The sequence below is a fragment of the Aequorivita lipolytica genome (assembly GCF_007997135.1).
In the GTDB taxonomy this organism is placed as follows: Bacteria; Bacteroidota; Bacteroidia; order Flavobacteriales; family Flavobacteriaceae; genus Aequorivita; species Aequorivita lipolytica.
The window spans coordinates 148,253-172,540 of sequence record NZ_VORU01000002.1; the positions used below are offsets into that span (position 1 = coordinate 148,253).

Below are 24,288 nucleotides of genomic sequence, written 5' to 3' on the forward strand. Positions count from 1 at the left end.
AATTGAACGCTTAACTTTGACAAAGTTTCTGTAATTTTAATTAATATCAGTTAACTTTAAAATCAATTCAGATTTTTTATTAACTATCTTAAACTTTGTCAAAGTTGAAAACAGCAATAATATTAGGCGCAACCGGATTAACAGGCCGTATTTTACTTCAAAAACTTATAGAGGATGCTTCTTTTGAAAAAATAAAATTCTTTTCCCGAAGTGCTACAGAGCAATATTCTTCTAAAATCGAAGAGCATTTGATTGACATGTTTCAATTGGAAAAATATATAGAGGCGTTTACGGCCGATGTGGTTTTCTGCTGTATTGGCACCACAAAATCAAAAACCCCCGACAAAGAAACCTATAAAAAGATAGATTACGGTATTCCCGTTACCGCCGCAAAACTTGCGAAGCAGAACAATATTGAAAATTTTATAGTAATTTCAGCAATGGGCGCAGATGTAAACAGCAGCTTTTTTTACAACAAAACCAAAGGCGAAATGCAACGCGATGTTTTAGCGGAGAATATTGAAAACACTTATATTCTACAACCTTCGCTTATTGTAGGCGACCGTGATGAAAATCGTTTTGGCGAAAAAGTTGCGACCTTTTTTATGAAGACTTTCGGGTTTTTAATTCCTAAGAAATACAAAATGATAAAGGCCGAAACTATAGCGGAAGCAATGTTAATTCTGGCGAAAGAAAGATTTTCAAAACATCAAATTACTTCTGAGGAAATTAAACAAATAGCACAAAATGCAGGAAATAGAACGTAAATTTTTGGTCACAAGTGAGGCGTTTAAAAATGAAGCCCACAAGCGCACACGTATTGTTCAAGGTTTTTTGAACACCCATCCCGAGCGAACCGTGCGCGTGCGTATTCAGGGAAATGATGGTTTTTTAACCATTAAAGGGAAATCCAACAAATCCGGTCTTTCGCGTTTTGAGTGGGAAAAACAAATCTCCCAATTAGAAGCTGAGGAATTACTTCACCTTTGTGAACCTGGCATTATTGAAAAAACGCGTTATGAAATTTATATTGATAACCACACTTTTGAAGTTGATGATTTTATGGGTGAAAACGAAGGGTTAATTATAGCTGAAATAGAACTTAATTCAGAAACCGAACCCTTTTCAAAACCCGAATGGCTGGGAAAGGAAGTTACGGGAGACGTTAAATATTACAATTCAAATTTGAGTAAAAACCCTTTTAAAAACTGGAGTTGAAAAAAGTAGCAGTATGCAGTTGGCAGTGATTGCGGTTTTTTAGGTGGCTTTTTTATTAACTTCAAAAAAAACTGCCCTAGCAATAAATACCGGGGCAGTCAACCAATCAACTAATTATCCAATAAAAAAAATTTATTATCTCCAACCGCCACCCAAAGCTTCATAAAGATCTACGATGGATTGAAGTTGGCTGTTCTTTGCATTTATAAGATTCAAACTAGAATTTAAGGCATTTTCCTGAGCATTTAGCACTTCAAGATAATTGGCTAGGCCATTATCCAAAAGCTGTTTAGAATAATCTGTTGCCAAACTATAGGCTTCGAATTCCTTTTGGCGCACCTCAATTTTTTCTGAAGCGGCTTCGTAACTGTAAAGTGCATCTGAAACTTCTTTGCTGGCATTTATTACGGCAAACCTAAAATCTAGATAAGCCTGTTCCTGTTGTGCTTGCGAAACTTCATATTGTGTTCTTATCTGCCTTTTATTGAAAATAGGCTGCGTTAAACCTCCAATTAATGTTGCAAAAAGGGAATTCGCATTAAAGAGCTTATCGATTTCGATATTCTGAAATCCACCTGTTGCCGAAAGTGTTAATGAAGGATAAAAGCTGGCGCGTGCCGCATTTGTAAGTTCGAAGGCGTTCATTAAGCTGTATTCAGCTGCCATTACGTCTGGACGGTTTCTAAGCAATTGAGCCGGAACGCCAGTGTTTAGTGGTGTCGTTATGTTTTGATTTTCCAAATTACCGCGAGTAATTGCCTGTGGTGCATTTCCCAATAAAATGGACAGCGTATTTTCCAGCAAATGGGCTTGGTTTTTTAAATCGATTAAAATTACTTGGGCTGTGTATAATTGTGCTTCGGTTTGTTTTACGCCAACTTCGGTAACGTTTCCTGCTTCTTTTAAAGCTTGGGTGGTTTCCAATCCTTTTGAACGTGTTTCGATGGTTTCTTCAGTAACACGAATCTGTTCATCCAAAGCAAGAAGTCGATAATAAGTAGAAGCAATATTAGCGATCAACCTACTTTTTACAGCTTGATGGGCCGCCACACTTTGAAGATAGGAAGCTTGAAAAGCGCGTTCATTACTTCTTATTTTTCCCCAGATATCTGCTTCCCAAGAAAGTCCTGCGCTAAGTTCGTATTGTGTAAGTTGAGAAAATTGTGCCCCAAATTGACTACCCTGTGAAAATTCTTGATGGGTAACTTTTGCATTTCCATTTAGACTGGGAAGATAACCCGCCTTACCTTGTTTTACATAGGCTTCGGCAATCCTGATTTGCTGAATGGCCACACGGATATCTATATTGTTTTTCAATCCTTCTTCAATATAACTTTGAAGCGCAGCATCTGTAAATAATTCTTTCCATGATACGGTTGCCATCGTCAATGTATCTTGGGGAAGATTATCGGTTCTGTAATTGGCTTCATTTACTACTTCCGGCTGTTCGTAATTTTTAGCTGCAAAGCAGGAAACCAACAAAAACGGCAGACTTGCCAAAATCAATATTTTATATATACTATATTTTTTCATCTGTTTAAAAAATTTGATTTTTTTAGTTGTTGGCTTTAGAATCCCCACTAATTGCATCATTTGAATTATTAGGAACGGCAACAGCTTGGTGCGCTGGTAATTCCTTTAAATCTTCTGTTTCATCATCAGTTGGTGGGCCTGTTATCTTTTCTTGCAGCCATTGGAAAAAGATGAACAAAATAGGAATCACGAAAACCCCGAAAATTGTACCAATCAGCAATCCGCCAACGGCTCCCGTACCTATGGAACGGTTACCTGCTGCCCCTACGCCACTGGAAAGCACTAAGGGCGTTAATCCTAAAATGAAGGCGAAAGAGGTCATCAAAATGGGTCGCAATCGGGCTTCTGCTCCATCAATAGCGGCATCCACAATAGATTCTCCGTGTTTTCTTCGCTGTACAGCAAATTCAACAATAAGAATTGCGTTTTTTGCGAGCAGACCTATAAGCATTATGAGCGCAATTTGAAAATAAATATTGTTTTGCAATCCTGTGAGCTGCGTTGTAATGTACGCTCCAAAAACCCCAACTGGCAATGATAATATTACCGATAAGGGCAGTAAATAACTTTCATATTGGGCGGCGAGTAGGAAATAAACAAATACCAACGACAGAATAAAAATTGTCGTGGTTTGGTTTCCGGCATTTTTTTCTTCCAATGTTAAACCTGAATAGGCCACGTCAAAATTACTGGGCAGACTTTGTTTTACTTCTTCCACGGCTGCAATTACATCTCCAGAACTATAGCCCGGAGCCGTTGCCGCGGTAAGTTTGGTTGAATTAAAAAGATTGAAACGCGTTACCGATTGCGGTCCGTAAACTCTTTTCAGCGTTACGAATTGCGTTATCGGCGTCATTTCTCCACTTTCGGTGCGCACGTAAATGCTGTTTAAATCGCTCTCGCTTGCCCTATCTTCTGGTAAGGCTTGGACGTAAACGCGGTATTGTTTTCCGAAACGGGAAAAATCTGCAGCGAAAATACTTCCTATATATCCCTGCAATGTGGTAAAGATAGTTTGTACTGAAACCCCAAATTCTTTTGCCAAAGGTACATTTAGCGTCATTTCATATTGTGGATAGCGCGTATTGAAGGACGATTGCGCATATTGAATTTCGGGACGTTGACTAAGTTTTGCTATAAACTCTTGATTTACTTTATCCAAATCGGTAAAACTTCCGCCGGAACGATCCAACAAATTCAACTCTGCTCCCGCCGAGTTTCCAAAACCTGGAATACTTGGTGGGGAAAAAAATATAATTTGAGCTTCGGGAATCTGTGCGGCGATTCCGAATAAACTTCCAGTAATCGATTCTACAGAAAGAGAATCGGCTTCTCTATCACCCCAATCATCAAGCCTTATAAATCCAAGACCGTAATTGCTTCCTGCGCCACTTATCAAACTTCGGCCATCAATTACCGATGCTCCTTGAACACCTGGTAAATCCTTGATTTTGGAATAAAGTAATTGGTTTACTTCGTGCGTTCTGTCTATGGAAGATCCTGCGGGAAGTTCCATATTCATAAAAATAATTCCTCGGTCCTCATCCGGTACAAATCCTGTTTTGGTTACCGAAGAAGACCACATAATACCTGCAACTGCCAAAAGCAAAATGGCAACCGTTATCCATTTGTGACGGTATAAATAATGAACGGACTTTCCGTATTTATTTATCGTAGCCTTAAAGCCACGGTTGAAACCGTTAAAGAATTTCTGAATAAAACCTGGCTTTTTACTATTTTGTTTTTCGTCGTGTCCTTTAAGAAATAGTGCACATAAAGCCGGTGTTAGGGTCAAGGCGTTTACTGCCGAAATGATAATAGCAACAATAAGCGTGACCCCAAACTGTTCGTAAAAAACCCCGGTGGGACCTTCTATAAAAGTTACTGGAATAAACACGGCAGCCATCACCAGCGTAATGGACACAATGGCTCCAGAGATTTCGTGCATGGCATTGACCGAGGCTTTCTTTGCGCTTTTTTCGCCCTCATCAATTTTTGAATGTACCGCCTCGACGACTACAATTGCATCATCCACAACAATACCGATAGCAAGTACCAATGCGAAAAGAGTCAATAAATTTATGGAGTATCCGAATAAATTCAGAAAGAAAAACGTTCCAATAATCGATACAGGAACCGCAATAGCAGGAATTAGTGTAGAACGGAAATCCTGCAAAAAGATGAACACTACCAAGAATACCAAAAGGAATGCTTCAACTAAAGTGGTTATAACCTTTTCAATGGAAGCATTCAAAAAGTTATTCGTGTCATACGGAATGTAATAAGTAATTCCTTCTGGAAGATCAGCTTTAACTTTTTCCAATTTAACTTTTACCGCATCAATAATTTCCCGTGCGTTGGAACCTTTTGTTTGAAAAATTCCCATATTCACTGCGGGAAACCCATTGGTTACGGAGCCGCCAGCGTATGATTGTGCACCCAATTCAATTTTGGCAATATCGCTTAAACTTAAAAATTCACCATTACCCAATGCTTTTATTACGATATCACTATACTGTTGTTCGGTTTTGTAACGTCCTGCATATTTTATTGTGTATGAAAAAGCTTCTCCGTTATTCTCACCCAAAGCTCCAGCGGCAGCTTCTAAACTCTGTTCTTTTAAAGCGGCCACAACGTCTGAAGGCATCAAACTATATGCTGCAAGCTTTTGTGGGTCAAGCCAAATGCGCATGGAATAATCCTTTCCTCCAAAAACAGTTACATCTCCAACACCATTTACCCTTTGCAGTTCGGGAATAACGTTTATTTTTAAATAATTCTGAAGATAAGTGTCGTCATAATCCTTATTGGTACTATAAAATGAAAGAAACATCAACGCACTGGTTTGTTGTTTTGAAGTTGTAACCCCGGTTTGAATTACCGCCTGCGGCAATAGTGAATTTGCACGCGCAACACGATTTTGAACGTTTACCGCAGCAATATCAGGATCTACATCCTGATCAAAAAATACGCTTATAGAAGCCGTTCCGTTATTAGTAGCCGTAGAAGTTAAATAGGTCATTCCTTCCACTCCATTTATTTGCTCTTCCAATGGTATTATTACACTTTCAAGAATGGTTTCAGCATTTGCACCCGGATAGGATGCACTTACTTGAATTGTGGGCGGTGCTATATCTGGATATTGCGTGATTGGGAGATTCGATAGTCCTAAAACCCCAAGTATTACTATAATAATCGAGATAACCGTAGAAAGTACGGGTCTGTCTATAAATGTTTTTAGCATGATTATATTTTCTTAAACGGTTATCTAAAGACTTTTTCGATAGGCTTGGCTATGCTGTCAAAAGGCATTTCTTGCGGGTTTATCTTAGAGTTTCCCCGTAGCTTATTAGCGCCTTTAGCTACAATTCTATCGCCTTTTTGTAAACCGGATTCTACCACGTATAAGTTATCTACTTCCACTGAAATTTCGATTTTTGTTGAGACTGCTGTGCTGTCTTGTTCAACTTTATAAACATAGATGCTTCCTTGTTGCTCATAACTAGCCTGCTGTGGAACGACCACGGCATCTGCATAAACTTTAGGGATTTGAATTTTACCGCTGTTCCCACTTGTCAACAATCGTGAGGAATTTTCAAAAATAGCGCGGAAGGAAATAGAACCCGTCTGCGCATTAACCTGTGAATTTATTGTTTCAATAGTTCCTTCTTCTTCATAAAGACTTCCGTTAACCAAAAGCAATCTTACTTTGGGAAGCTTTTCTATTTTTTCCTCAACATCTTTTCCTTCTGCATTCTGCATGAAATCGAGATATTCCTTCTCGTTCATAGAAAAATAGGCATATACTTTACTGATGTCGACAACCGTAGTCATAGGAATTTGTGAGGTAGGACTCACTAATGCGCCTTTCCGAAGATTAATAGAACCCACGTAGCCATCTACAGGGCTTTTAATATTTCCATAGTCAATATTTGCGGCAATACTATTGTAACCACTTTTGGCCTGCTGCAGTTTTGCCTTTGCCGTTTCAAGTTGCACATTGCTGATGATATTTTTTTCTACCAAAGGTTTCAGTTTATCCACCTCAACTTGGGCAGCATTCACATTTGCACGTGCAGCGGCTGCGTCTTGATTTAAGGTTTGCGTTTCTAATCTAAATAGCGTTTGGCCTTTACTAACTTTTTGGCCTTCATCCACTAAAACGTCCGTAATATATCCTGAAATTTTTGCACGCACTTCGCTATTGATGATACCCTCAATGCTGGCAGGATAGGTAGTATAAGCGGTTAAAGTTTTTGTGGGAATTGTAACCACCGGCAAAGTTTGTGCTTGCTGTGCGGCCTGAGCCTGCTGTGCACTTTTATCGTCGCCACAGGATGAAAAGAATAGAAGAATTCCTAAAGCTATGGGGAGAGAATGAATTAAATTTTTCTTTTTCATTGTTGATTCAATTAATCGTTTTTATGTTTTTCGGTAAGTTTCTTTTTAAGTTTCTCAATAGAGGCACTGGCTTGATCGAGAAATTGCAAATAATCTGTATGAAATTCCAAATCGAAAATTTCATCGGAATCATTTGGAAGGGTTTTATTTATATCTTGCTTGTATTCAATTATTTCAAAATGTAGATCCCGCTCACATTTCCAGTTTTTGAGCATTTCAGTCATTGATTGAATCATCACATCTGGAATTATGATGAAATATTTTTTCCGATCGCCAGATTTTGTATAATAAGTAATTCTATTGGCGGCCTGTAAAGTAGTAAGGTGCGTAGAAATTGTACTTTTGCTCGCTGCCAGTTCACGGATCAAAGCGTCAAAAGTTATTCCTTGTTTTCCTGTTAATATTAAGGTTGCAAGAATTCGTGCTGCCAAAGGAGCAATCTGTTCTTTGCCCTCAATGTGTACACCCAGTTTCTCTATTAATTTTTTTCTTTTAATCAAAATATTTGCGGAATTAATTATCAGACCGCAAATGTACGTTTGGTTCGGAAAATACCGAACTAATGAGGTATTAAACTTTAGTTAAATAAATATTACGGATTTTCGGAAGTAGATTTAATCTCAATCGACTCCCTAAGTTCGTTACCGTTCTGATCCGTTGCAGTCAAAATATATTTCCCCGGTTTAGGCGAAACAGCCAACTCATGAAAGGTTTCCGTCTTTCCAATATATTCCGAATCCAAATACCAAAAAACTGTAGTTTCCGGTGAACGGTGCGCGAGTTTAAATATAACCTCGTTTACATTTTCATCAAAATTCTTTGGAAGCAGAACGGCCTCGTTTCTTTTCGGATAAATAAAAGCCATTAATTTTTCGCCTTCTTGTAAACAGTCTGGAGCAAAAGGGGGCAAAACTTGATATTCGGGATGAAGTGAAGCGTAATAATACTCCATCACCGGCGGCAGTGCGAACCAGTTTTTCTGTTTCATTTCCGAAAGCGGATAACACGAAGAATTAACGCGATAGTTTTCAGAAGCATTCAAAAATACAGTTTGGTGATATGGGCAAGCTTCGGTCCTTGTTCCATTTTTTGGGATCCATTCTGTTTTTGTTTCGTCGCAAAAAAGTCCGGCGAGATGGCCGCTTTTGGTACAGATTTCAGCTTCCACCAACTCATCATAAGGAATTTTGAACCACCTCCCGATAGCTATCGGGATTGGCAAAACATTTAAAACATCAAACAGGACCGGCGCCGCAGCCTGAATTCCTGTCAAGCCTGGGCGGCCTTCTCCATCGGCATTTCCAACCCAAATCCCGATTGCGTATTTAGGCGTTACACCCACCGCCCACGCATCTTTAAAGCCATAACTGGTTCCTGTTTTCCATGCCAGCGGTTGACTGCTTGTGAAAAATTCCCAGTTTTCTTCCCCGCTCGGTCGGTTTACTTTTTCCATCGCTTCGAATGCCTCATAAATTGCACCTGCATTCCAAACGGAAGGTTTTTGCTGGGTTTTTCCGAAGGAAATTTCATCGTGATTTTTCATATAAACAGGTTCCACAAATTCATTCTTCCTGTATTCGCTGGAAGAATTGTTGAAGAAATTTAAGGTTGAAGCCATTCCGGCATACGCTTTCGTTATATCCCAAAGACTGCTTTCCGCACCGCCGAGAATCAAGGAAAGCCCATAATAATCTGCAGGTTTGTCAATTGCTTTTTGATTCGTTTTCTCCAAAATATTATAGAATCTTTGAAATCCAAAATCGCGTAACATCCGCACCGCAGGAATATTCAGCGAACGTGAAAGGGCAACACTTGCCGGAACTGCACCGTTGAATTGTTTATCAAAATTTTCGGGAGTATAACCATTCACTGAAGTTGGAATATCGGCCACCAAAGTATTCGGAAGAATTTCACCAGCGTCCAGCATCGACGTAAAAAGAAAAGGTTTTAAAATACTGCCTGTGCTCCGTGGTTTTTCGATGACATCTACAAAATTATTGTGTTCGCGTGTTGTGGGCGAATTGCCTACATAAGCCAAAACTTCACGCGTATTCACGTCCAAAATCAAAACGGCAAGATTGTGGATTTGGTTTTGTGCCAACTTATAATGTTGTTCTTTTACGATATTGTTTACCTTTTGCTGAATCGAAAAATCAATCGTGGTTTCAATCCGTTTTCCATGATGTTCCTTTCGAATTTTTTCTGTCAAGTGAGGCGCAAATTCGGGTAACGGCAATGGTTTTCCGGGCAGAATTTCATCCAAAGCTAATTGATAGGTGGTTTCATCAATCACTTCATTTTGAAAAAGTTTCAGCAGTAATGCATCTTTTTTTTGTTTCAGAATTGCTTCATTTTTTCCAGGAAAAATTAAAGAGGGAGCATTCGGAAGAACAGCCAACGCCGCCGATTGTCCCCAACTCAATTCACTTGCAGGAATTCCGAAATAACGCCACGAAGCAGTTTCCAGACCAACTACATTTCCACCAAAAGGTGCATACGAAGCGTATAAATTAAGAATCGATTTCTTTCTGAAACCCGCTTCCAATCTTGTAGCTTGAAAAATTTCAATCAGTTTTTCAAAATACGTACGACCTTTATTTTGTCGGGAAAGGCGAATTACTTGTTGTGTGATCGTGCTTCCGCCGCGGCGGGAATTGGTGGTGATATTGTTCCAAAATGCTTTTGAAATGGAAACCGGATTAAAGCCCGGATGCCAATAAAAATACTCGTCTTCAAAATAAAGAATACATTTTTCAAACCGCGCTGGCACGGAATCCATTTGTGGAAATCGCCATTGGCCATCGTCCGCAATTCGTGCGCCGAGCATTTGACCGCTGTTGCTTTCGGCAACTGTCGCGGTTGGAACATTGAATAGTGGCGAGGGGAGGCAGAAGAGCCAAAACAAAAATAAAATCAGCAGGATGCTTAGTTTTATTTTGTTTTTTTTTAGGATAGGAACAATTTTATTCATCTCGCCATTACCAAACCTGCAGGGATTATTTTCTGAAATTTTCAGGATTTTTCTTTGTTGGATAAACGGCGGTAATCAAAATTATATCATAAATTATTTTATAAATTACACGAAATTTTCTTTTCACGATTACTCTTCTGCAAGATGGGTCAAATTCGTCCACTTGCCATTGTTTGGTGAAAATAATTTCTTCGGTTTCAGAAATTAGACTTAATATATTTTTGAATGCTTTGTCTGGGGAGTGTTCCAGATAGAAGTCGAAAATTTCATCTAAATCGCAATCAGCTTCTAAAGACCAATGAATGTTTTTTACCTTCTCATCCATCGCACTTTTTTTACTTAGATTTAAATTTCTCTTTTAATTGCTCAGAAGTTTTATATTTTCCTTCAGCATAACTAGCTTCGGCACGTTCATTTTTTTCACGATACTCCTTAAGCGAAATCTCTCGTCCATTAATGCTATGCGTAACAACAGTTGAATCTTTCAAAGATTCATTTTCAAGCATTTCTTCAAAACGTGCAACGTTTTCATCGTTTACTAAATGAAGAATTTTTTCTACCAATTTTATTTTTCTCTCAGCTATGTTCATTTCAAATCGATTTATTAAAGTAAATATAGGGATTTTACCCCTTCCGTCTTTCTAAAACTGCTTTTGGCTGTTTTAGAAAGCCACCTCCCCTGAAAAAAGGGAAGTAACTTAAATATTACAACAAGCATAACTCTGCACTCATAACTTATAACTCCACAGTAACCCACATCCCTTTATTCCTCGCATAATATGAATTATCATACATCGCCTCAACCTGCGTTCCTGGCAAATAATAGGTTCCCAAATAGGAAGCATTCAATTTAACCGTAAACGTTTTGGTTTCATTTCTATTCAAATCGAAAAAGAAATTCACTCGATCGTCCCGAATATCAGTATAACGCGCATTTCCATTTGCGCCGCCGCCTAATTCTGAGAAACTTGTGTTTACAATTTCCCAACCACTTGGGAAGATTTTCGCTAAAGCAACATTGTTTATCCAATCGCCGGAAGTATTGGTAACGCTCACTTTCGTAATAATTTCGGTTCCTTGTCGCAATTTTGTGACATCAATTGCTTTTCCGGCTCCGTCTAAATACTGCGACTTTATTGAAAGATTGCGCTGCTCCGCAAGTTCTTTCCCAAGTGGAAGTTTCCCCTGTTGCGAAAGCGTAACATAAACCACATTCCCTTTTTTGTTAGTTACCGAAACGGAATTGCTTCCCATAACAAACGAAAGATCTCGCTGTGCAATAGCACGGTCGGTTTTTAACTCAACCGATTTCCCGCCATTCGTAAACGTAAGTTCCATCGCTTTTCCACCGTTTTTGGCAACCATTTTCGCCATCGCCATCAATGCATACGAAGTTTCCTGTGTGCTGTACCAATTCCTGGAAGATAAATCTTTCGCTATGGAAATCGCCAAATCACGTTGTTTTGAATCTCCCAAAAGCACTAATGTTTCCAAAGCCATCGCTCTATTTCTGAACGGCGATCCATAGGTATAATCGTCATATTTCTGTGGCACAAAATTAATATTCGCAGTTTGTGCAATTTGCTCTGCCACGTTTTTCTTTCCTGCCAAAGCATAAGCCGCAGCCAGTCGCCATTTTGCGTCGTTACTCAACTCTTTACTTTCGCGAAGTCTATTCATCGCTGCAAGTTCAGGTTTTCCGGCCAACGCCAAAGTATAAAGTCTGTAAGCCTGCGTCAAACTTGTATTGTAACTTTTATAACTGTTTCGCCATTGGCGCGCCGTGTTTTGTTGATACAGCAACCAATTGCTCATAAAACTAATTGGCAGTGCATAGCCTTTTTGTTTCGCTTCCAGCATAAAATGGCCGACATAATTGGTCGCCCATTCATCAGCTTCGCGCTCTCCGGGCCAATAGGAAAGTCCGCCATTGGAAAGTTGGAATCTTCCCAAACGTTCAATTGCGGCTTTTATATTTTTCTCAATTTTCTGTTTTTTATCAAAAGTGATATCGAAAACATCTGCCAAATAAAGTTGCGGAAACGCCGAAGAAGTAGTCTGCTCAATACATCCGTACGGATAATGGATCAAATATTCCATTCGTTTTCCGAAATCCATCGGTGGCAAAGTTGAAAATTCAAGCATCGCGGTATTGCTTCCAGGCACGCCGAAAGTCTCAAAATTGATGGTTTGTGTTCCGTTTTCAGCAATGGTATATTGTGTAGATTTTTGCGAAATCGGATTCGGATTTTCTACGTCAATTTCTACTTTGTAACTCGCTTTTTCGCCGTTGCCGGAAGCGGTTACTTTAATGGTTTGAAATTGAGGCTTGCCCTGAGCGGAGTCGAAGGGCGTTGGCAAAACTTCAAATTCAAAATTCACAATCTGCTCGCCCGGTTCGCTGAAAGAGACAGTTTTTGAAGAACCATTTTTCGGTTTCAGTGCATCTCCAGTTTTCACAGTAATTGTGGCGGTTTTCACTTTATTTTCCATCGCAAAAACGGTAACCGGAAGCGTAACAGTTTCACCCGGCGATAATTTCCGCGGAAGCGAAGCCAGCACCATCAAAGGTGTTCGAACGGGTGTGGTTTTATCGACACTGCCGTAAGCGCCGTTGGTTTTATCGCCCGCAATGACCATCGTTCGCACCGAACCTATGTAATTTGGCATCATAATATTATGAGTTGCAGTTTTTCCGGCGGCAAGTTCAAACGGACCTAAATATTTCACAACTAGTTTAAATCTGTCCGCTTTTCTATTTTTTGCGCCCAAAGCTGCATCGCCACCGCCAATTGCATAAATATTATCGACACTGCCGGAATACGCACCAATAACGTAATCGAACATATCAAAAGTCTTTACGCCCAAAGCTTCGCGACTGTAAAAGGCTTCGTGGATATCTGGTGTTGCAAAGCGAGTTAAATCCAGTAAGCCTTCATCAACAACGGCCAAAGTATAGGTCATTGGTTTCCCTTTTTCTTCGGAAACTTTTACGGTGAATTTTTCTTCAGGTTTTAAAACATTCGGCATCGTGATTTTTGGGTGAAGCACCGTTGAAGGGTCTTCCACCGAAAGCGGAATAACGCCGTACAGCCGAATTGGTAAATCGTTTTTCGTTTGGCTGTGCGGTTGAAGCAGCGAAATATTCACATAAATATTTGGTGCCATTTCCTTTGTTATTTTTATCGCTGCTTTGGTTTCGCCTTTTCGGGTTTCAATCCAATGTGTTGCTAAAACTTCGGTTCCATTTTCAACGCTAATCAAGGCGTGGCCGTCACTTCCCGAAGGAAATGTTATAAAAGCTTCTTCGCCAACATTATATTTTTCTTTATCTGCTGAAAAAAACAACATTCGGGCACTTTCCGCATCGCCGTCGCTGGGTCGCTGCCACCAATTTCTGTAGAAATAAGTGATGCGTCCAGTTGCGTGGCCAGATTGTTTATCGATTACACGAATTAAATAGCGTCCACCTTCCTCTTCGGGAATATTTACGGTGAATTTTCCCTTTCCGCTACCATCGGTTTTTACCGTGAAATCTTTTACGGGACGATGCACTGTGGAATTTTCATAAGTTGAAAGATTATCCTCCCCGCGGTTCCACCACCAGCGCCATTCAATTTGGAAAACTTTTACCTCCAGCTCGCGATTGGCGGCAGCTTTGCCTTGGGCATCAACAGAAACTACATCGAAAACCGTGTTTTCATCTGTAAAATAGGAGCCGTATCGACCTGCTTCGGGCGATTTCAAACCCACAAAATGTGAGAACGGCGCCAAATCTTTTGAAAAAATATCCATTGAAAAATCGCCGCCGCCTTCGTACACTTTAGTTAAAAAGGTAGCTTTCAACATTCCCGGCGCATTTTTTCCAACTTCCAGATTTTGGCTGAAAGCAGTGCTGCCTTCCGAAGAAAGTTGTGCATCCAAAACAGGGATTTCCACTTCTGAAAAAGTTCGGATTGGGTCAATGAAATTGTACTTTGGAAATTTTGGAAAAGCAGAATTACTTGCGCGAAGCGTGGCCGTCATATCAATTTTTAAACTTCTTGCAGGTGAACCGTGAAGCCACGTCGCGCTCGCTGTTCCTTTTACAGGTTTTGTTGCGTCGAGAATCTCATCTTCAAAATCGAGCTTGATTTTTAGACGATTTGGCTTAATGGTTGCCACTTTTAAAGTGTGGCTGAATTGTGCTCCACCGACGGTTATTGTGGCGTTCCAGTTTCCAGTGGGTGCCGAAGCATCGGTTGCAATTGGGAAATAATAGAAAGAACCCAGCCCCCTAACCCCCGAAACCCCTCCGCCTTCGGCATCTCCCCTTGAAAAAGGGGAGGAACCAGTTCCATTATTATTTAGGACGGTTCTTTGAACTAACTTTCCGCGAGCATCGGTCACTGAAAGTGTAACCGGATGGTTTTTCGGAAGTGGGTTTGCGTTGTCGTTCAGCACAAAAGTTAAATGAATGCTGTCGCCGGGGCGGTAAACGCCACGCTCGGTATATGTGTAACCTTTTAAACCTTTCTGAAGTTCTTTCCCCGAAATGTCGAAATTGCTCATTGAAAGGGCATTTCCGTCTTCCAATTTTACGTAGGCAAAATTATTTCCTTTTTGGGCAACTGCGAAAGCGGCATTTTTGGTCCCATCATAAAGTGTCATCCCATCGCCTTCCGTGGTTACGGTTTCAATCAGCTGTTGTTGATAGTTGAAAAGTTTGACCTGTACCCCGCCTTCAGGTTTCGCTGAAATAAGATTTGTAGCAAAAAAATGATAGGAACGGTTGTTGCCTTTTTTTACAATCAAGCCCAAATCCGATCCCAAAATATTTGCTGTAACTACGCGTTCTTCGTTGTAAAATGCGGGATGGCACGGATTATCCTGCTGCTCCCAATTGTAGGTGTAATTTCGCCAACGGTATATTTCGTTGTCCCAATAACGCTCTTCACGGATTTCCTCATCTTCAGAGGAATCATTTGCGTAATAAGGGTCTTCTTCGTAATACTCATCTTCATATTCATCTTCGCTCCCATCTATATTTTTTTCTTCTGAAACAGATTCGGCACAATCATATGTGATGTAATCTTTTTTGAAGCTAAGTTCCAATTGATAAATGGCGCCGGGATCTGCCTTAAAATATTCCGAAAGGTTGATTGCGTATGCTTTCCAGCTACCGTTGTTTCCCAAATCACCATTTTTGAGTTCTATTGTTTTTTTGGCTATTCTTCTTCCAACACGTTTTATGTCATAGGTATTGTTATCGTTCAAATTATAACTTTGAAGAAACTGCAACACATTGTTTTCATAAATTTTAATGACGCGAACATCAACTTTTGAAAGGTTTACCGCTTCAAAATAAACTGGCGTGGAAGCGGAATTCGGAAGAATTACCCCTTTTGAAATCATCCGAACGGCTGGTTTTAATTGTTCAAAAGAAACCAATTCTGAAAATTCTTTTTTCAACCCAAAACCTTCGGTGTTTTTGATTCCCGTGAAAACGGTGACTTTTACATCGCCCACAACACGGTTTGGCGGATATACATTTAGCACATTTCCATTTACTTCGTAGCGCAAATCTTGTGTGTTTTCAATTGTTACCAAACCAGCAAAGTCTTGGTTTTCCATTAAAGGATCGGAAAAATTGATGCTCAAAAGTGCGGCGGGCGCCAAAGTGCTGCTAATGTCAACTATTGTAAAATTATTTTGTCCCGGAATTGTGAAAGTGCTTTCACCTTTGTTTTCGGCGCCAATGGATTTTCCGTTCCATTTAATTAGAATTTCAGAATCGTCTATTTTACGGTTGATGCTGTCAATTTTGAAGTTAAAATAACGCGCATCGGTTGCTTCCGAAGGCCATTTTAATTTTAGCTTTTTACCGTTCTGAGATGCTGATACCAGTTGCTTCACTTTTTCCAAAGAAATAACATCAGACGCCTCCACGGATGCTTCCACATATTGCCATTGCTTACTGTAACTTTGAAGTTTGCCAATATCTACTTTAAAATTTGGCGTAATAGTGTGAAAACTGAATGTGTAGGTTTTGAATTCCTTTGAAATGTCTTCATAAAATTTATCGAGTTTTACGGTAATGGTATATTCAGTATCCGGTTTTAAATTTTCCGAAGGTTGGAAGATTAAAGTTTTTCCGTTTTCAACAACCAGTTTTCCATCTGTTTTTGGAAAAATTTTTAAATACTCGTCTGCAGAAAGTTCCTGGGTCAGCTCAAACTGTTCCAAAGGTTTTGCAAGTTCAACGCGAATATCCGTCGTGATGGATTGGTTTCCGTAAGTGTTGTAAGAAATGTATTCCTTAAATTTAAAAAGATTATCGGTTTCGGAATGTTTGTCTTTGTCTTTGCAGGAAAATACGAAAAGGAGAATTAAAATGGGTAGAAACTTGAGGGCAGTTTTCATAGGCGATGGTTAAAAAGTATTTAAAATTAAGGCAAAATGATTGGGCCACAAAGCAAAACCAATTCGTTTTGTTTGAAAAATCTACTTAAATACGTTTTAAGGCTGGGTGGGTTAATTTGGAACGCAGAACCGTTTTAAAATCGTATTTTACAATTTAACATTTGGGACGGAATTAACAAAACCTGTATTCATTTCTTATTTCTCGCCTTCGTAAATTTTAATAATTAATTCACCTTTTGAATTCATTGTGGCTCGATACATTCCGGAAGTGTTGAACTCCATCGCTACATTGCCATCTTTATCGATGGCAACAATGCCACCATCGCCGCCCAATGCCGGTACTTTTTTCTGAATAACTTCTGAAGCGGCTTCCTGTAAAGTCATTCCTTTATATTCCATCAAAGCAGAAATATCATAAGCAACCACGGCACGAATAAAATATTCTCCCCAACCGGTTGAAGAAACCGCACAAGTTGTGTTATTCGCATACGTTCCCGCTCCAATAATTGGCGCATCGCCAATGCGGTTCCAGCGTTTGTTGGTCATTCCCCCTGTTGAAGTACCAGCGGCGAGATTGCCATGTTTGTCCAATGCGGCACAACCAACAGTTCCGAATTTTGAATTTTTGATGAATGGATCTTCAAAAGAAACTTTCTTTTCATTGCTAATTTTTTCTTTCTCCAAAACCTTTTGTAACGACTCATATTTGTTTTGGGTATAGAAATAGGAAGTATCCATCATTTTATACCCCAATGTTTGGGCAAATTCTTCCGCGCCAGCGCCGTAAAGCATTACGTGTTCACTTTTCTGCATTACATCTTTGGCTAAGTCTATTGGGTTTTTGATGTGCTTTACTCCAGCAATGGCTCCAGCGTTCAATGTTTTTCCATCCATAATGGAGGCGTCAAGTTCGTTGGAACCTTCATGCGTAAATACTGCACCTTTTCCTGCATTGAACAGCGGAGAATCTTCCATAATATTTATAGTATGCGTAACAGCATCTAAAGAACTGCCGCCATTTTTCAAGATTTCATAGCCTGCGGAAATGGCTTCTTTCAATTTGGCTTTATATGCGGCTTCCAAGGAATCGCTCATATTTTCTTTTAAGATGGTTCCAGCGCCTCCATGAATAACAATTCCGAAGTTTTCTTCCTTTTCAATCGGATTTTCTGAAGTTTTTGTTGCTTCAGAAGTAGATTTTTCTTCGTTTTTACATCCGAAAAGCAGAAAAATCACTGTAAAATATGTTAAAATTTTAACCATAATTGTTGGGTTTAATCTACCACCAATATACGCCAAAAATATAATGTTTACAGCGGCTAAGGTATTTTTGATTAACCAATAAATTTCAATTTTTTAACCCCATATCCGATTAAGTGCTATATTTTTTCGATTAAAAGCATTTTCGTTCAATAATTTTTATATATTTGGCTCAACATCATGCCCCAAATTTGATGTTACCCAAATTATGCACCTACTAAAAAGCAACCTACTTGCAATGGCATTGCTATGCCTAGTCATCACCTCTTGCTCGAAAGAGGATTCTGTTGAAGTTGAAGCCGCTAAATATGATATTGATTTGGCTTTAGCTCAAAAAAATGACAGCCAAATGTCTTCTGAAATTTTAAGTTTGGTAAATGACCATCGCTTGTCATTAGGCCTTTCTGCCCTCATAATAGACAATCAGTATTCTTCTGCTTTTGCTGTAAAGCACACTGAATATATGATTAATAAAGAACAAGTAAATCACGATAATTTCGGGTATCGCTCTGAAGGCATTAAATATCACGATGACGCTGAAGTAGTTGGCGAAAACGTAGCTTATGGCTATGAAACTGCCGAAGCTGTAGTAAGCGCATGGTTAAACAGCCCAGGGCACAAAGCAATTATTGAAGGCAATTACACCCACACGGGTTTTGGCGTTATGAAATGTGCCAAAGGCCGTTCCTATTTCACCCAACTCTTTTATAGAAAGTAACCTCACATCCCTTTTCTATTAGACCATTTTGCCGTATTTTTACGTAACAGTAAAAAATACGGCAATGGCTATTAAAAAACCTTTCAACCTGAATAAGTGGATATTAGAAAACCGCGACCTGCTGAAACCACCGGTGGGCAATAAAAATTTATATGTTGAATCTGACGATTATATCGTTATGATTGTTGCTGGTCCGAACGCCCGAAAGGATTACCACTACAACGAAACCGAGGAACTTTTCTATCAACTTGAAGGGAACATTCAGATTGCTATTCAAGAAAATGGCGAAAAGAAAGTGATGGAACTCGGCCCTGGCGATATGTATCTACATCCCGGAAAAGTACCTCATTCCCCTGGAAGAAGTGCCGGTTCAATAGGTTTGGTTATTGAAAGAAAGCGCGTTGACATTGACGGAAAAGATGGCTTGCTTTGGTTTTGTGACAATTGCAACAATAAATTGTATGAAGTTTACTTTCCTTTGAGCAATATTGAAACAGATTTTCTGAAACATTTTAAACATTTCTACGGAAGTAAAGAACTGCGCTCTTGTGATAAATGCGGAACCGTGATGGAAAGTGATCCGCGTTTCACACAAGATTAACACCATATTTTCCAAACAGATACCGTTTCATTTTACTTTCTACAGCGCATTGTGTACCTTTGCGCTTTATAAATTTTCGAATAAAAATCATAACTATATGCAAGTAACAACCACTAGCTTCGGGATTGAAGAAGCATTGGAACAATTAGGAATTAAAGAAGTAAACAAAGGAACTTCCACTGGAAAAAACTGGTTTTCCGAAGGCGAAGAGTTCTCTTCGTATTCTCCCGTGGATGGACAAGTGATTGCGAAAGTAACCACAACTTCAAAAGAAGATTACGAAAAAGTAATGGAAAGTGCCACTTCAGCATTTAAAGAATGGAGAATGAAACCTGCACCGCTACGTGGCGAAATTGTACGTCAATTTGGTGATGAATTGCGTAGATTGAAAGAACCATTGGGAAAATTGGTTTCCTACGAAATGGGAAAAAGCTACCAAGAGGGTTTGGGAGAAGTTCAGGAAATGATTGATATCTGCGATTTTGCCGTCGGTCTTTCGCGCCAACTTCACGGCTTGACGATGCACAGTGAACGCCCCGGACACAGAATGTATGAGCAATATCACCCGCTTGGTGTGGTTGGAATTATTTCAGCCTTTAACTTCCCAGTAGCCGTTTGGGCCTGGAACACAGCATTAGCTTGGATTTGCGGTGATGTTTGCGTTTGGAAACCTTCAGAAAAAACACCTCTTTGCGGAATTGCTTGTCAAAAAATTGCTGCTAAAATTATGGCAGATAATAATTTGCCTGAAGGTATTTCTTGCCTAATCAACGGCGATTACAAAGTTGGTGAAATGATGACCAACGACAAGCGAGTTCCATTGATTTCAGCAACTGGCTCTATTAGAATGGGTAAAATTGTTGCCCAAGCTGTTGCAGGACGCTTAGGAAAATCATTACTTGAACTTGGCGGAAACAACGCAATCATTGTTACTCCAGACGCGGATATTAAAATGACCGTTATAGGTGCTGTATTTGGCGCTGTGGGAACAGCCGGACAACGTTGCACCTCGACCCGAAGATTGATCATTCACGAAAGTATGTATGATAAAGTAAAAGATGCTGTAGTTGATGCTTACAAGCAACTTCGAATTGGGAATCCTTTGGATGAAAATAATCACGTTGGACCTGTCATTGATAAAGATGCAGTGAAAAACTACCAACACGCACTTAAAAAAGTAGTGGAAGAAGGTGGAAACATTATTGTGGAAGGCGGAGTACTTGAAGGCGAAGGCTTCGAAAGTGGCTGCTACGTAAAACCAGCAATCGCTGAAGCTAAAAACAGTTTTGAAATCGTACAGCACGAAACCTTTGCACCTGTATTATATATGATGAAATACAGCGGCGGTGTTGAAAACGCTCTCGAACTTCAAAATGGGGTTGTACAAGGACTTTCATCTGCAATTATGACAAATAATTTACGCGAGGCAGAACATTTCCTTTCCCAAGCAGGAAGCGATTGCGGAATTGCAAACGTAAACATAGGAACCAGCGGTGCCGAAATTGGCGGTGCTTTTGGTGGCGAAAAAGAAACTGGCGGCGGACGCGAAAGTGGAAGTGACGCTTGGAAAATCTATATGCGCAGACAAACAAATACAATCAATTATACTACTGAATTGCCGCTTGCGCAGGGAATTAAGTTTGATTTGTAGTCCCCTCCCGATCTCCCCAAAGGGGAGGAGACGGTAACGTAAAAAACCTCAAAGGTCTCTGAGACCTTTGAGGTTTTTTTAATAACAAGTAATTTAGTAACCCATTAACTTTTTATACTATTCCATTCGGCTCAACCCATTTAAAGCGGTTAGCATCCTGTGGTATCTTTATCCTTTCCGCAATACGGAGCATTCTTGAAGGCAGTTTTAGTAGATAATCACGTGCCTTTTCAGCTTCGTCTGTTAAGCCACTAATTTTTGAAATTTCCCAATGGGCATTTAATTTTTCTAAAATATCAATATAATCATAAGTTGTGTAAACGCCCAAACGTTGAGCTGCGTTGCTGAAATCATCAAATGCAGAGGCCATTTTACCACCACTTTGGCGGAGGTTTTGCGCAGGCATAATAATTTTTTTCTGCATCATATCTGCAAAGGCAATCATCATTTCGCTAGCATCGTATTCAAAGATAGTTTTTACAAATTGACGGTAGGCCAAATGGTGGCGCATTTCATCACCTGCAATAATATTACACATTTTTGAAAGCATTTTATTGCCTTTCTGTTTCGCTATTTTTCCAACGCGATTGTGCGACACATTGGTTGCAAGTTCCTGAAAACTAGTGTAAATAAAGTTTCGGTACGGGTCGCGGCCGGTACCTACTTCAAAGCCGTCATTAATTAAATGCTGTGTCGTTTTTTCGACTTCTTTCATATTTACCCTTCCAGATAAATAGAGGTATTTATTGAGCGTATCGCCGTGTCGGTTTTCTTCTCCAGTCCAATGACGAATCCATTTGCTCCATCCATTTCTGCCGTGCTGGTCCACACCTTCCATATCCATCAACCAACTCTCGTAGGTTGGTAATGCTTCTTCGGTAACCATATCGCCCACTAAAACAATCCAAAAATCGTAACCTAATTCTTTTGACTCCTCACGAAGTTGATGAACCTGATCCATATAATTTTCCTTTTGAAAATCTGGTAAAAGATCACTTGGTTGCCAAATTTCATCAACAGGAATCAGGTATTGATCGATATAACCGTCAATTTCTTTTTCAACAGTTTGCATTACTTCGAGACGAATATTTTTGAGTGCCATGATATTTTTTTAGAGGTGATTGCAAAGATAGCAAGTGAAAAGTGGAATTTGTAATAAAGAAATATTAATTCCTGCCTTTTTCATTTGGATAAAGCAAATGCACAGGTTCGCTTTGCCAAATTTCTTTAGAATCTACAGCAAGCATCGAGATTTTTCCTTTGAAAGCTGCTCCGGTATCTACATTCCAAACATTGGCAAAATTTGCTGGTTTCTCAAATCCTACTCGCGTTACGGGCGTATGGCCAATATAGATTTCTTTGAACAGCTTCAGTCGCTTTGGGTATTTATCGTCCTCTTCAGAAATAGCTGCGTCCATTGCGCAAACCATTTCCCAAAGGGTTCGGTCCCAATAAACTAAATTTGGATAATACTCGTGTTGTGGACCGTGTTGATTTGTAAAGCCCGCATGAAGAAAAAGGCGGTTTTCAGAATCTATGTAATAATTTTCAAGATTTTCGAAAAACTTAACGTTTTTTTCCTTTTCTGATTTGGAAAGCTTCGCATAACTTTTAATACTGCTTTTTCCGCCTTGGCTTAGCCACATTGGGTTGCTTTCACCAAACTTTAGATATTTATATAACAGTTCATCGTGATTTCCGCGAAGGAAAATACAATCATTAATTTCTGAAAAATCAATCAAATAGGAAACCACTTCAGCAGATTCGCTCCAACCATCCACGTAATCGCCTACAAAAATATATTTTGTGTCTTTCGGAAGATTTGTAGTTTCAAGCAACTGCTTTAATGCTTTAAAACCTCCATGAATATCACCAACTACAACTGTTTTCATGTTTTAATTATAACTAACTTTTCTTAAAATACGCAGTGATTCCTTTAAAAGTTGATAGGCTTCTGCATCATAATCCCTCAAAAATTCCTTGGCTTCCTGCAATTTTTCCTTGGCTTCCTCAAAATCGTTCAAATAACAAATAAGATAGGTTGAAGGAAGATTGCGCAAATCTTTTTCTTCGGAAGCGTTCAGCGGAATGTTCTTTTTTAATTTTTCCAGCACGGCATTATTTGAGTTGTAAATATGAAAAAGTGTCTTTTTGTTGAACCGCGGCGGCTCAAAAATAAGTCTGGAGTCCATATTGTAAGAACCGTTTTCTTTGAAGTGAATCGTCACTTCTTCCAATGGATAATACTTAAATTGCTCGTTCAATCCTAAATGTACATATTCCACGGTTTTGAAATAATCATTGGTAAACTCAATACTCACTTCATCTAAAGCCGAATAAAATAGACGAACCTGTTCGTTAATTAACTCAATATCCACGCGGGAATAATACGTGCTGTCCCTCAATTTTTTGGGGTTACCGGCCCAGCAAACCACGAATTGCTCTTTGAAAACTTTGTAGTGACTTTCCAAATCTTTGTGCCGGTTGCTGATAAAATCCATTACACCATCCAGCGTAAGTTCAATATTATTTTTGGCGGCGTTTTCAATAGATTTTACAATTTCAGAATTTACATCCTTTATTTCAATGTCGAAATCTTTTGGCATTGATATACTGCCGTCACGAAGAAAAATAGAGCCGCCCCAGTACTTCCAAATGTTTTTGCGCAAGGATGTAATCAAACCATTGGGACGAATGGTTACCAAACCCACCACTTTGTCCGATGGTAAATTTGGAAACGCCACATTTTCATAAATGATCAAAGGAGCATTGGTGAGGTAAGCATTTACCAAGTTTTGAATTTTACTATCATCAAAAAAATCTACACCATTTATTTCATTAGTTTCATCTTCAACACCTATAACAATGAAGGAATTGTTCGCAGGATTGCTATTGCTGAGCGCGCAAATGTGTTTCAGAAATTTTGCCTTTCCTTCTTTGGTCCCCAAATCAATTTTTCGCTTTTTATCATAGAAACTGCTCTCGTCGTTATGGGCGAGTAGGTTTTTTATAAGAAGTCTTTTGTTAATCATAGTTAAAGGTTGCAGGTTGCAGGTTGCAGGTTGCAGGTTGCAGGTTGCAGGTTGCAGGTTAAATGTTATTTTTTTCAATCATATTTAGAGCCTTTTCGGTCTGAATTTTTTAGGTAAATCATAAATGATTTTATTTTTTTACTGTTTAAAATAGCTTTTTCAGAAATTCTTTTGAAGGTTTCTTCGTCAATATGATTTCTGTCAAAGCAACGATATAATTGAGAGCGCGTTTCGCCACAGGAAGCCTTGGCAATACTTAAAAAATTAATAAACTCTCGATTCCCATCTCTTTCAAAACCTTCAGCAATATTATCCATTATTGAACCAGATGCACCATTAATTTGTTCTCGAAGTTTATAATCTTTTAGTAACGATGTGTTTTGAATTATAACTCAAACATCTTTACAAATTTCTCTAGCCAATTGCCAAATTTCTAAATCCTCAAACCTCTCAATTTTAGCCATAATATTGTCTTTAACGAAAAACCTGCAACCTGTAACT

At 39.3% G+C, this 24,288-nt stretch carries 17 protein-coding genes and 1 pseudogene; 5 read left to right on the forward strand and 13 right to left on the reverse strand.

Going from position 1 to position 24,288, the window contains the following annotated elements; all coding sequences use genetic code 11:
• Window positions 1-104 precede the first annotated feature (104 nt).
• Entirely contained in the window at window positions 105-767 is a 663-nt protein-coding gene (locus tag ESV24_RS03160; RefSeq protein WP_111815500.1) for an NAD(P)H-binding protein, read from the forward strand.
• The gene (locus tag ESV24_RS03165) at window positions 748-1,218 is read left to right on the forward strand and encodes a CYTH domain-containing protein (RefSeq protein WP_111815226.1); all 471 of its coding nucleotides are present in this window, start codon (window positions 748-750) and stop codon (window positions 1,216-1,218) included. Before ESV24_RS03160 ends, ESV24_RS03165 begins: the two co-directional genes overlap by 20 nt.
• A gap of 135 nt (window positions 1,219-1,353) precedes the next feature.
• On the opposite strand, the gene ESV24_RS03170 is transcribed toward ESV24_RS03165, so the two are convergent.
• The 9 genes from ESV24_RS03170 to ESV24_RS03210 all read right to left on the reverse strand — a co-directional run bounded on the left by ESV24_RS03170 (window position 1,354) and on the right by ESV24_RS03210 (window position 17,788).
• Window positions 1,354-2,751 (reverse strand): efflux transporter outer membrane subunit, encoded by a 1,398-nt coding sequence (locus tag ESV24_RS03170; protein ID WP_111815501.1) that lies wholly within the window; start codon window positions 2,749-2,751, stop codon window positions 1,354-1,356.
• 22 nt (window positions 2,752-2,773) lie between these two features.
• A complete protein-coding gene (locus ESV24_RS03175; protein WP_170227856.1) occupies window positions 2,774-5,995 on the reverse strand; it encodes an efflux RND transporter permease subunit in 3,222 nt (1,073 codons plus the stop codon).
• A 20-nt stretch (window positions 5,996-6,015) separates the two neighbouring features.
• The gene (locus ESV24_RS03180; RefSeq protein WP_111815227.1) at window positions 6,016-7,152 is read right to left on the reverse strand and encodes an efflux RND transporter periplasmic adaptor subunit; all 1,137 of its coding nucleotides are present in this window, start codon (window positions 7,150-7,152) and stop codon (window positions 6,016-6,018) included.
• A gap of 11 nt (window positions 7,153-7,163) precedes the next feature.
• Complete coding sequence (locus ESV24_RS03185) at window positions 7,164-7,652, reverse strand: GbsR/MarR family transcriptional regulator (protein WP_111815228.1); 489 nt, start codon at window positions 7,650-7,652, stop codon at window positions 7,164-7,166.
• Window positions 7,653-7,744: 92 nt separating this feature from the next.
• Window positions 7,745-10,123, reverse strand: a complete 2,379-nt coding sequence (gene pbpC / locus ESV24_RS03190; RefSeq protein WP_170227857.1) for a penicillin-binding protein 1C — start codon at window positions 10,121-10,123, stop codon at window positions 7,745-7,747.
• A 25-nt stretch (window positions 10,124-10,148) separates the two neighbouring features.
• Window positions 10,149-10,448, reverse strand: a complete 300-nt coding sequence (locus ESV24_RS03195; protein ID WP_111815229.1) for a type II toxin-antitoxin system RelE/ParE family toxin — start codon at window positions 10,446-10,448, stop codon at window positions 10,149-10,151.
• A gap of 10 nt (window positions 10,449-10,458) precedes the next feature.
• Window positions 10,459-10,713 (reverse strand): hypothetical protein, encoded by a 255-nt coding sequence (locus ESV24_RS03200; protein ID WP_111815230.1) that lies wholly within the window; start codon window positions 10,711-10,713, stop codon window positions 10,459-10,461.
• A gap of 145 nt (window positions 10,714-10,858) precedes the next feature.
• Window positions 10,859-16,525, reverse strand: a complete 5,667-nt coding sequence (locus ESV24_RS03205) for an alpha-2-macroglobulin family protein (protein ID WP_111815231.1) — start codon at window positions 16,523-16,525, stop codon at window positions 10,859-10,861.
• 195 nt (window positions 16,526-16,720) lie between these two features.
• Complete coding sequence (locus ESV24_RS03210; RefSeq protein WP_111815232.1) at window positions 16,721-17,788, reverse strand: isoaspartyl peptidase/L-asparaginase family protein; 1,068 nt, start codon at window positions 17,786-17,788, stop codon at window positions 16,721-16,723.
• 205 nt (window positions 17,789-17,993) lie between these two features.
• On the opposite strand from ESV24_RS03210, the gene ESV24_RS03215 reads away from it, so the two are divergent.
• The 3 genes from ESV24_RS03215 to amaB all read left to right on the forward strand — a co-directional run bounded on the left by ESV24_RS03215 (window position 17,994) and on the right by amaB (window position 20,755).
• Window positions 17,994-18,503 carry a CAP domain-containing protein gene (locus tag ESV24_RS03215; RefSeq protein ID WP_111815233.1) on the forward strand — a complete coding sequence of 170 codons (510 nt, stop codon included), beginning with the start codon at window positions 17,994-17,996 and terminating at the stop codon, window positions 18,501-18,503.
• Between the two features lie 64 nt (window positions 18,504-18,567).
• Entirely contained in the window at window positions 18,568-19,104 is a 537-nt protein-coding gene (locus ESV24_RS03220) for a 3-hydroxyanthranilate 3,4-dioxygenase (protein ID WP_111815234.1), read from the forward strand.
• A gap of 97 nt (window positions 19,105-19,201) precedes the next feature.
• The gene (gene amaB, locus ESV24_RS03225) at window positions 19,202-20,755 is read left to right on the forward strand and encodes an L-piperidine-6-carboxylate dehydrogenase (RefSeq protein ID WP_111815235.1); all 1,554 of its coding nucleotides are present in this window, start codon (window positions 19,202-19,204) and stop codon (window positions 20,753-20,755) included.
• Window positions 20,756-20,867: 112 nt separating this feature from the next.
• Here the strand turns inward: amaB and ESV24_RS03230 are convergent, their stop codons facing one another.
• From ESV24_RS03230 to ESV24_RS03250, 4 genes and pseudogenes are all read right to left on the reverse strand, one after another.
• The gene (locus ESV24_RS03230) at window positions 20,868-21,857 is read right to left on the reverse strand and encodes an acyl-ACP desaturase (protein WP_111815236.1); all 990 of its coding nucleotides are present in this window, start codon (window positions 21,855-21,857) and stop codon (window positions 20,868-20,870) included.
• Window positions 21,858-21,921: 64 nt separating this feature from the next.
• Complete coding sequence (locus ESV24_RS03235) at window positions 21,922-22,647, reverse strand: metallophosphoesterase family protein (protein ID WP_111815237.1); 726 nt, start codon at window positions 22,645-22,647, stop codon at window positions 21,922-21,924.
• A 3-nt stretch (window positions 22,648-22,650) separates the two neighbouring features.
• On the reverse strand, window positions 22,651-23,787 hold the full coding sequence (locus tag ESV24_RS03240) for an ATP-binding protein (RefSeq protein ID WP_111815503.1): 1,137 nt from the start codon (window positions 23,785-23,787) through the stop codon (window positions 22,651-22,653).
• A gap of 74 nt (window positions 23,788-23,861) precedes the next feature.
• Window positions 23,862-24,251 (reverse strand): annotated as a pseudogene (locus ESV24_RS03250) (four helix bundle protein).
• Window positions 24,252-24,288: the final 37 nt, after the last annotated feature.

Bases quoted from the DNA above. Each gene is read 5' to 3' on its own strand.
- ESV24_RS03165 (WP_111815226.1), top strand. From the start codon at position 748: ATGCAGGAAATAGAACGTAAATTTTTGGTCACAAGTGAGGCGTTTAAA.
- ESV24_RS03170 (WP_111815501.1), bottom strand. From the start codon at position 2,751: ATGAAAAAATATAGTATATATAAAATATTGATTTTGGCAAGTCTGCCG.
- ESV24_RS03175 (WP_170227856.1), bottom strand. From the start codon at position 5,995: ATGCTAAAAACATTTATAGACAGACCCGTACTTTCTACGGTTATCTCG.
- ESV24_RS03180 (WP_111815227.1), bottom strand. From the start codon at position 7,152: ATGAAAAAGAAAAATTTAATTCATTCTCTCCCCATAGCTTTAGGAATT.
- pbpC (WP_170227857.1), bottom strand. From the start codon at position 10,123: ATGAATAAAATTGTTCCTATCCTAAAAAAAAACAAAATAAAACTAAGC.
- ESV24_RS03195 (WP_111815229.1), bottom strand. From the start codon at position 10,448: ATGGATGAGAAGGTAAAAAACATTCATTGGTCTTTAGAAGCTGATTGC.
- ESV24_RS03200 (WP_111815230.1), bottom strand. From the start codon at position 10,713: ATGAACATAGCTGAGAGAAAAATAAAATTGGTAGAAAAAATTCTTCAT.
- ESV24_RS03205 (WP_111815231.1), bottom strand. From the start codon at position 16,525: ATGAAAACTGCCCTCAAGTTTCTACCCATTTTAATTCTCCTTTTCGTA.
- ESV24_RS03210 (WP_111815232.1), bottom strand. From the start codon at position 17,788: ATGGTTAAAATTTTAACATATTTTACAGTGATTTTTCTGCTTTTCGGA.
- ESV24_RS03215 (WP_111815233.1), top strand. From the start codon at position 17,994: ATGCACCTACTAAAAAGCAACCTACTTGCAATGGCATTGCTATGCCTA.
- ESV24_RS03220 (WP_111815234.1), top strand. From the start codon at position 18,568: ATGGCTATTAAAAAACCTTTCAACCTGAATAAGTGGATATTAGAAAAC.
- amaB (WP_111815235.1), top strand. From the start codon at position 19,202: ATGCAAGTAACAACCACTAGCTTCGGGATTGAAGAAGCATTGGAACAA.
- ESV24_RS03230 (WP_111815236.1), bottom strand. From the start codon at position 21,857: ATGGCACTCAAAAATATTCGTCTCGAAGTAATGCAAACTGTTGAAAAA.
- ESV24_RS03235 (WP_111815237.1), bottom strand. From the start codon at position 22,647: ATGAAAACAGTTGTAGTTGGTGATATTCATGGAGGTTTTAAAGCATTA.
- ESV24_RS03240 (WP_111815503.1), bottom strand. From the start codon at position 23,787: ATGATTAACAAAAGACTTCTTATAAAAAACCTACTCGCCCATAACGAC.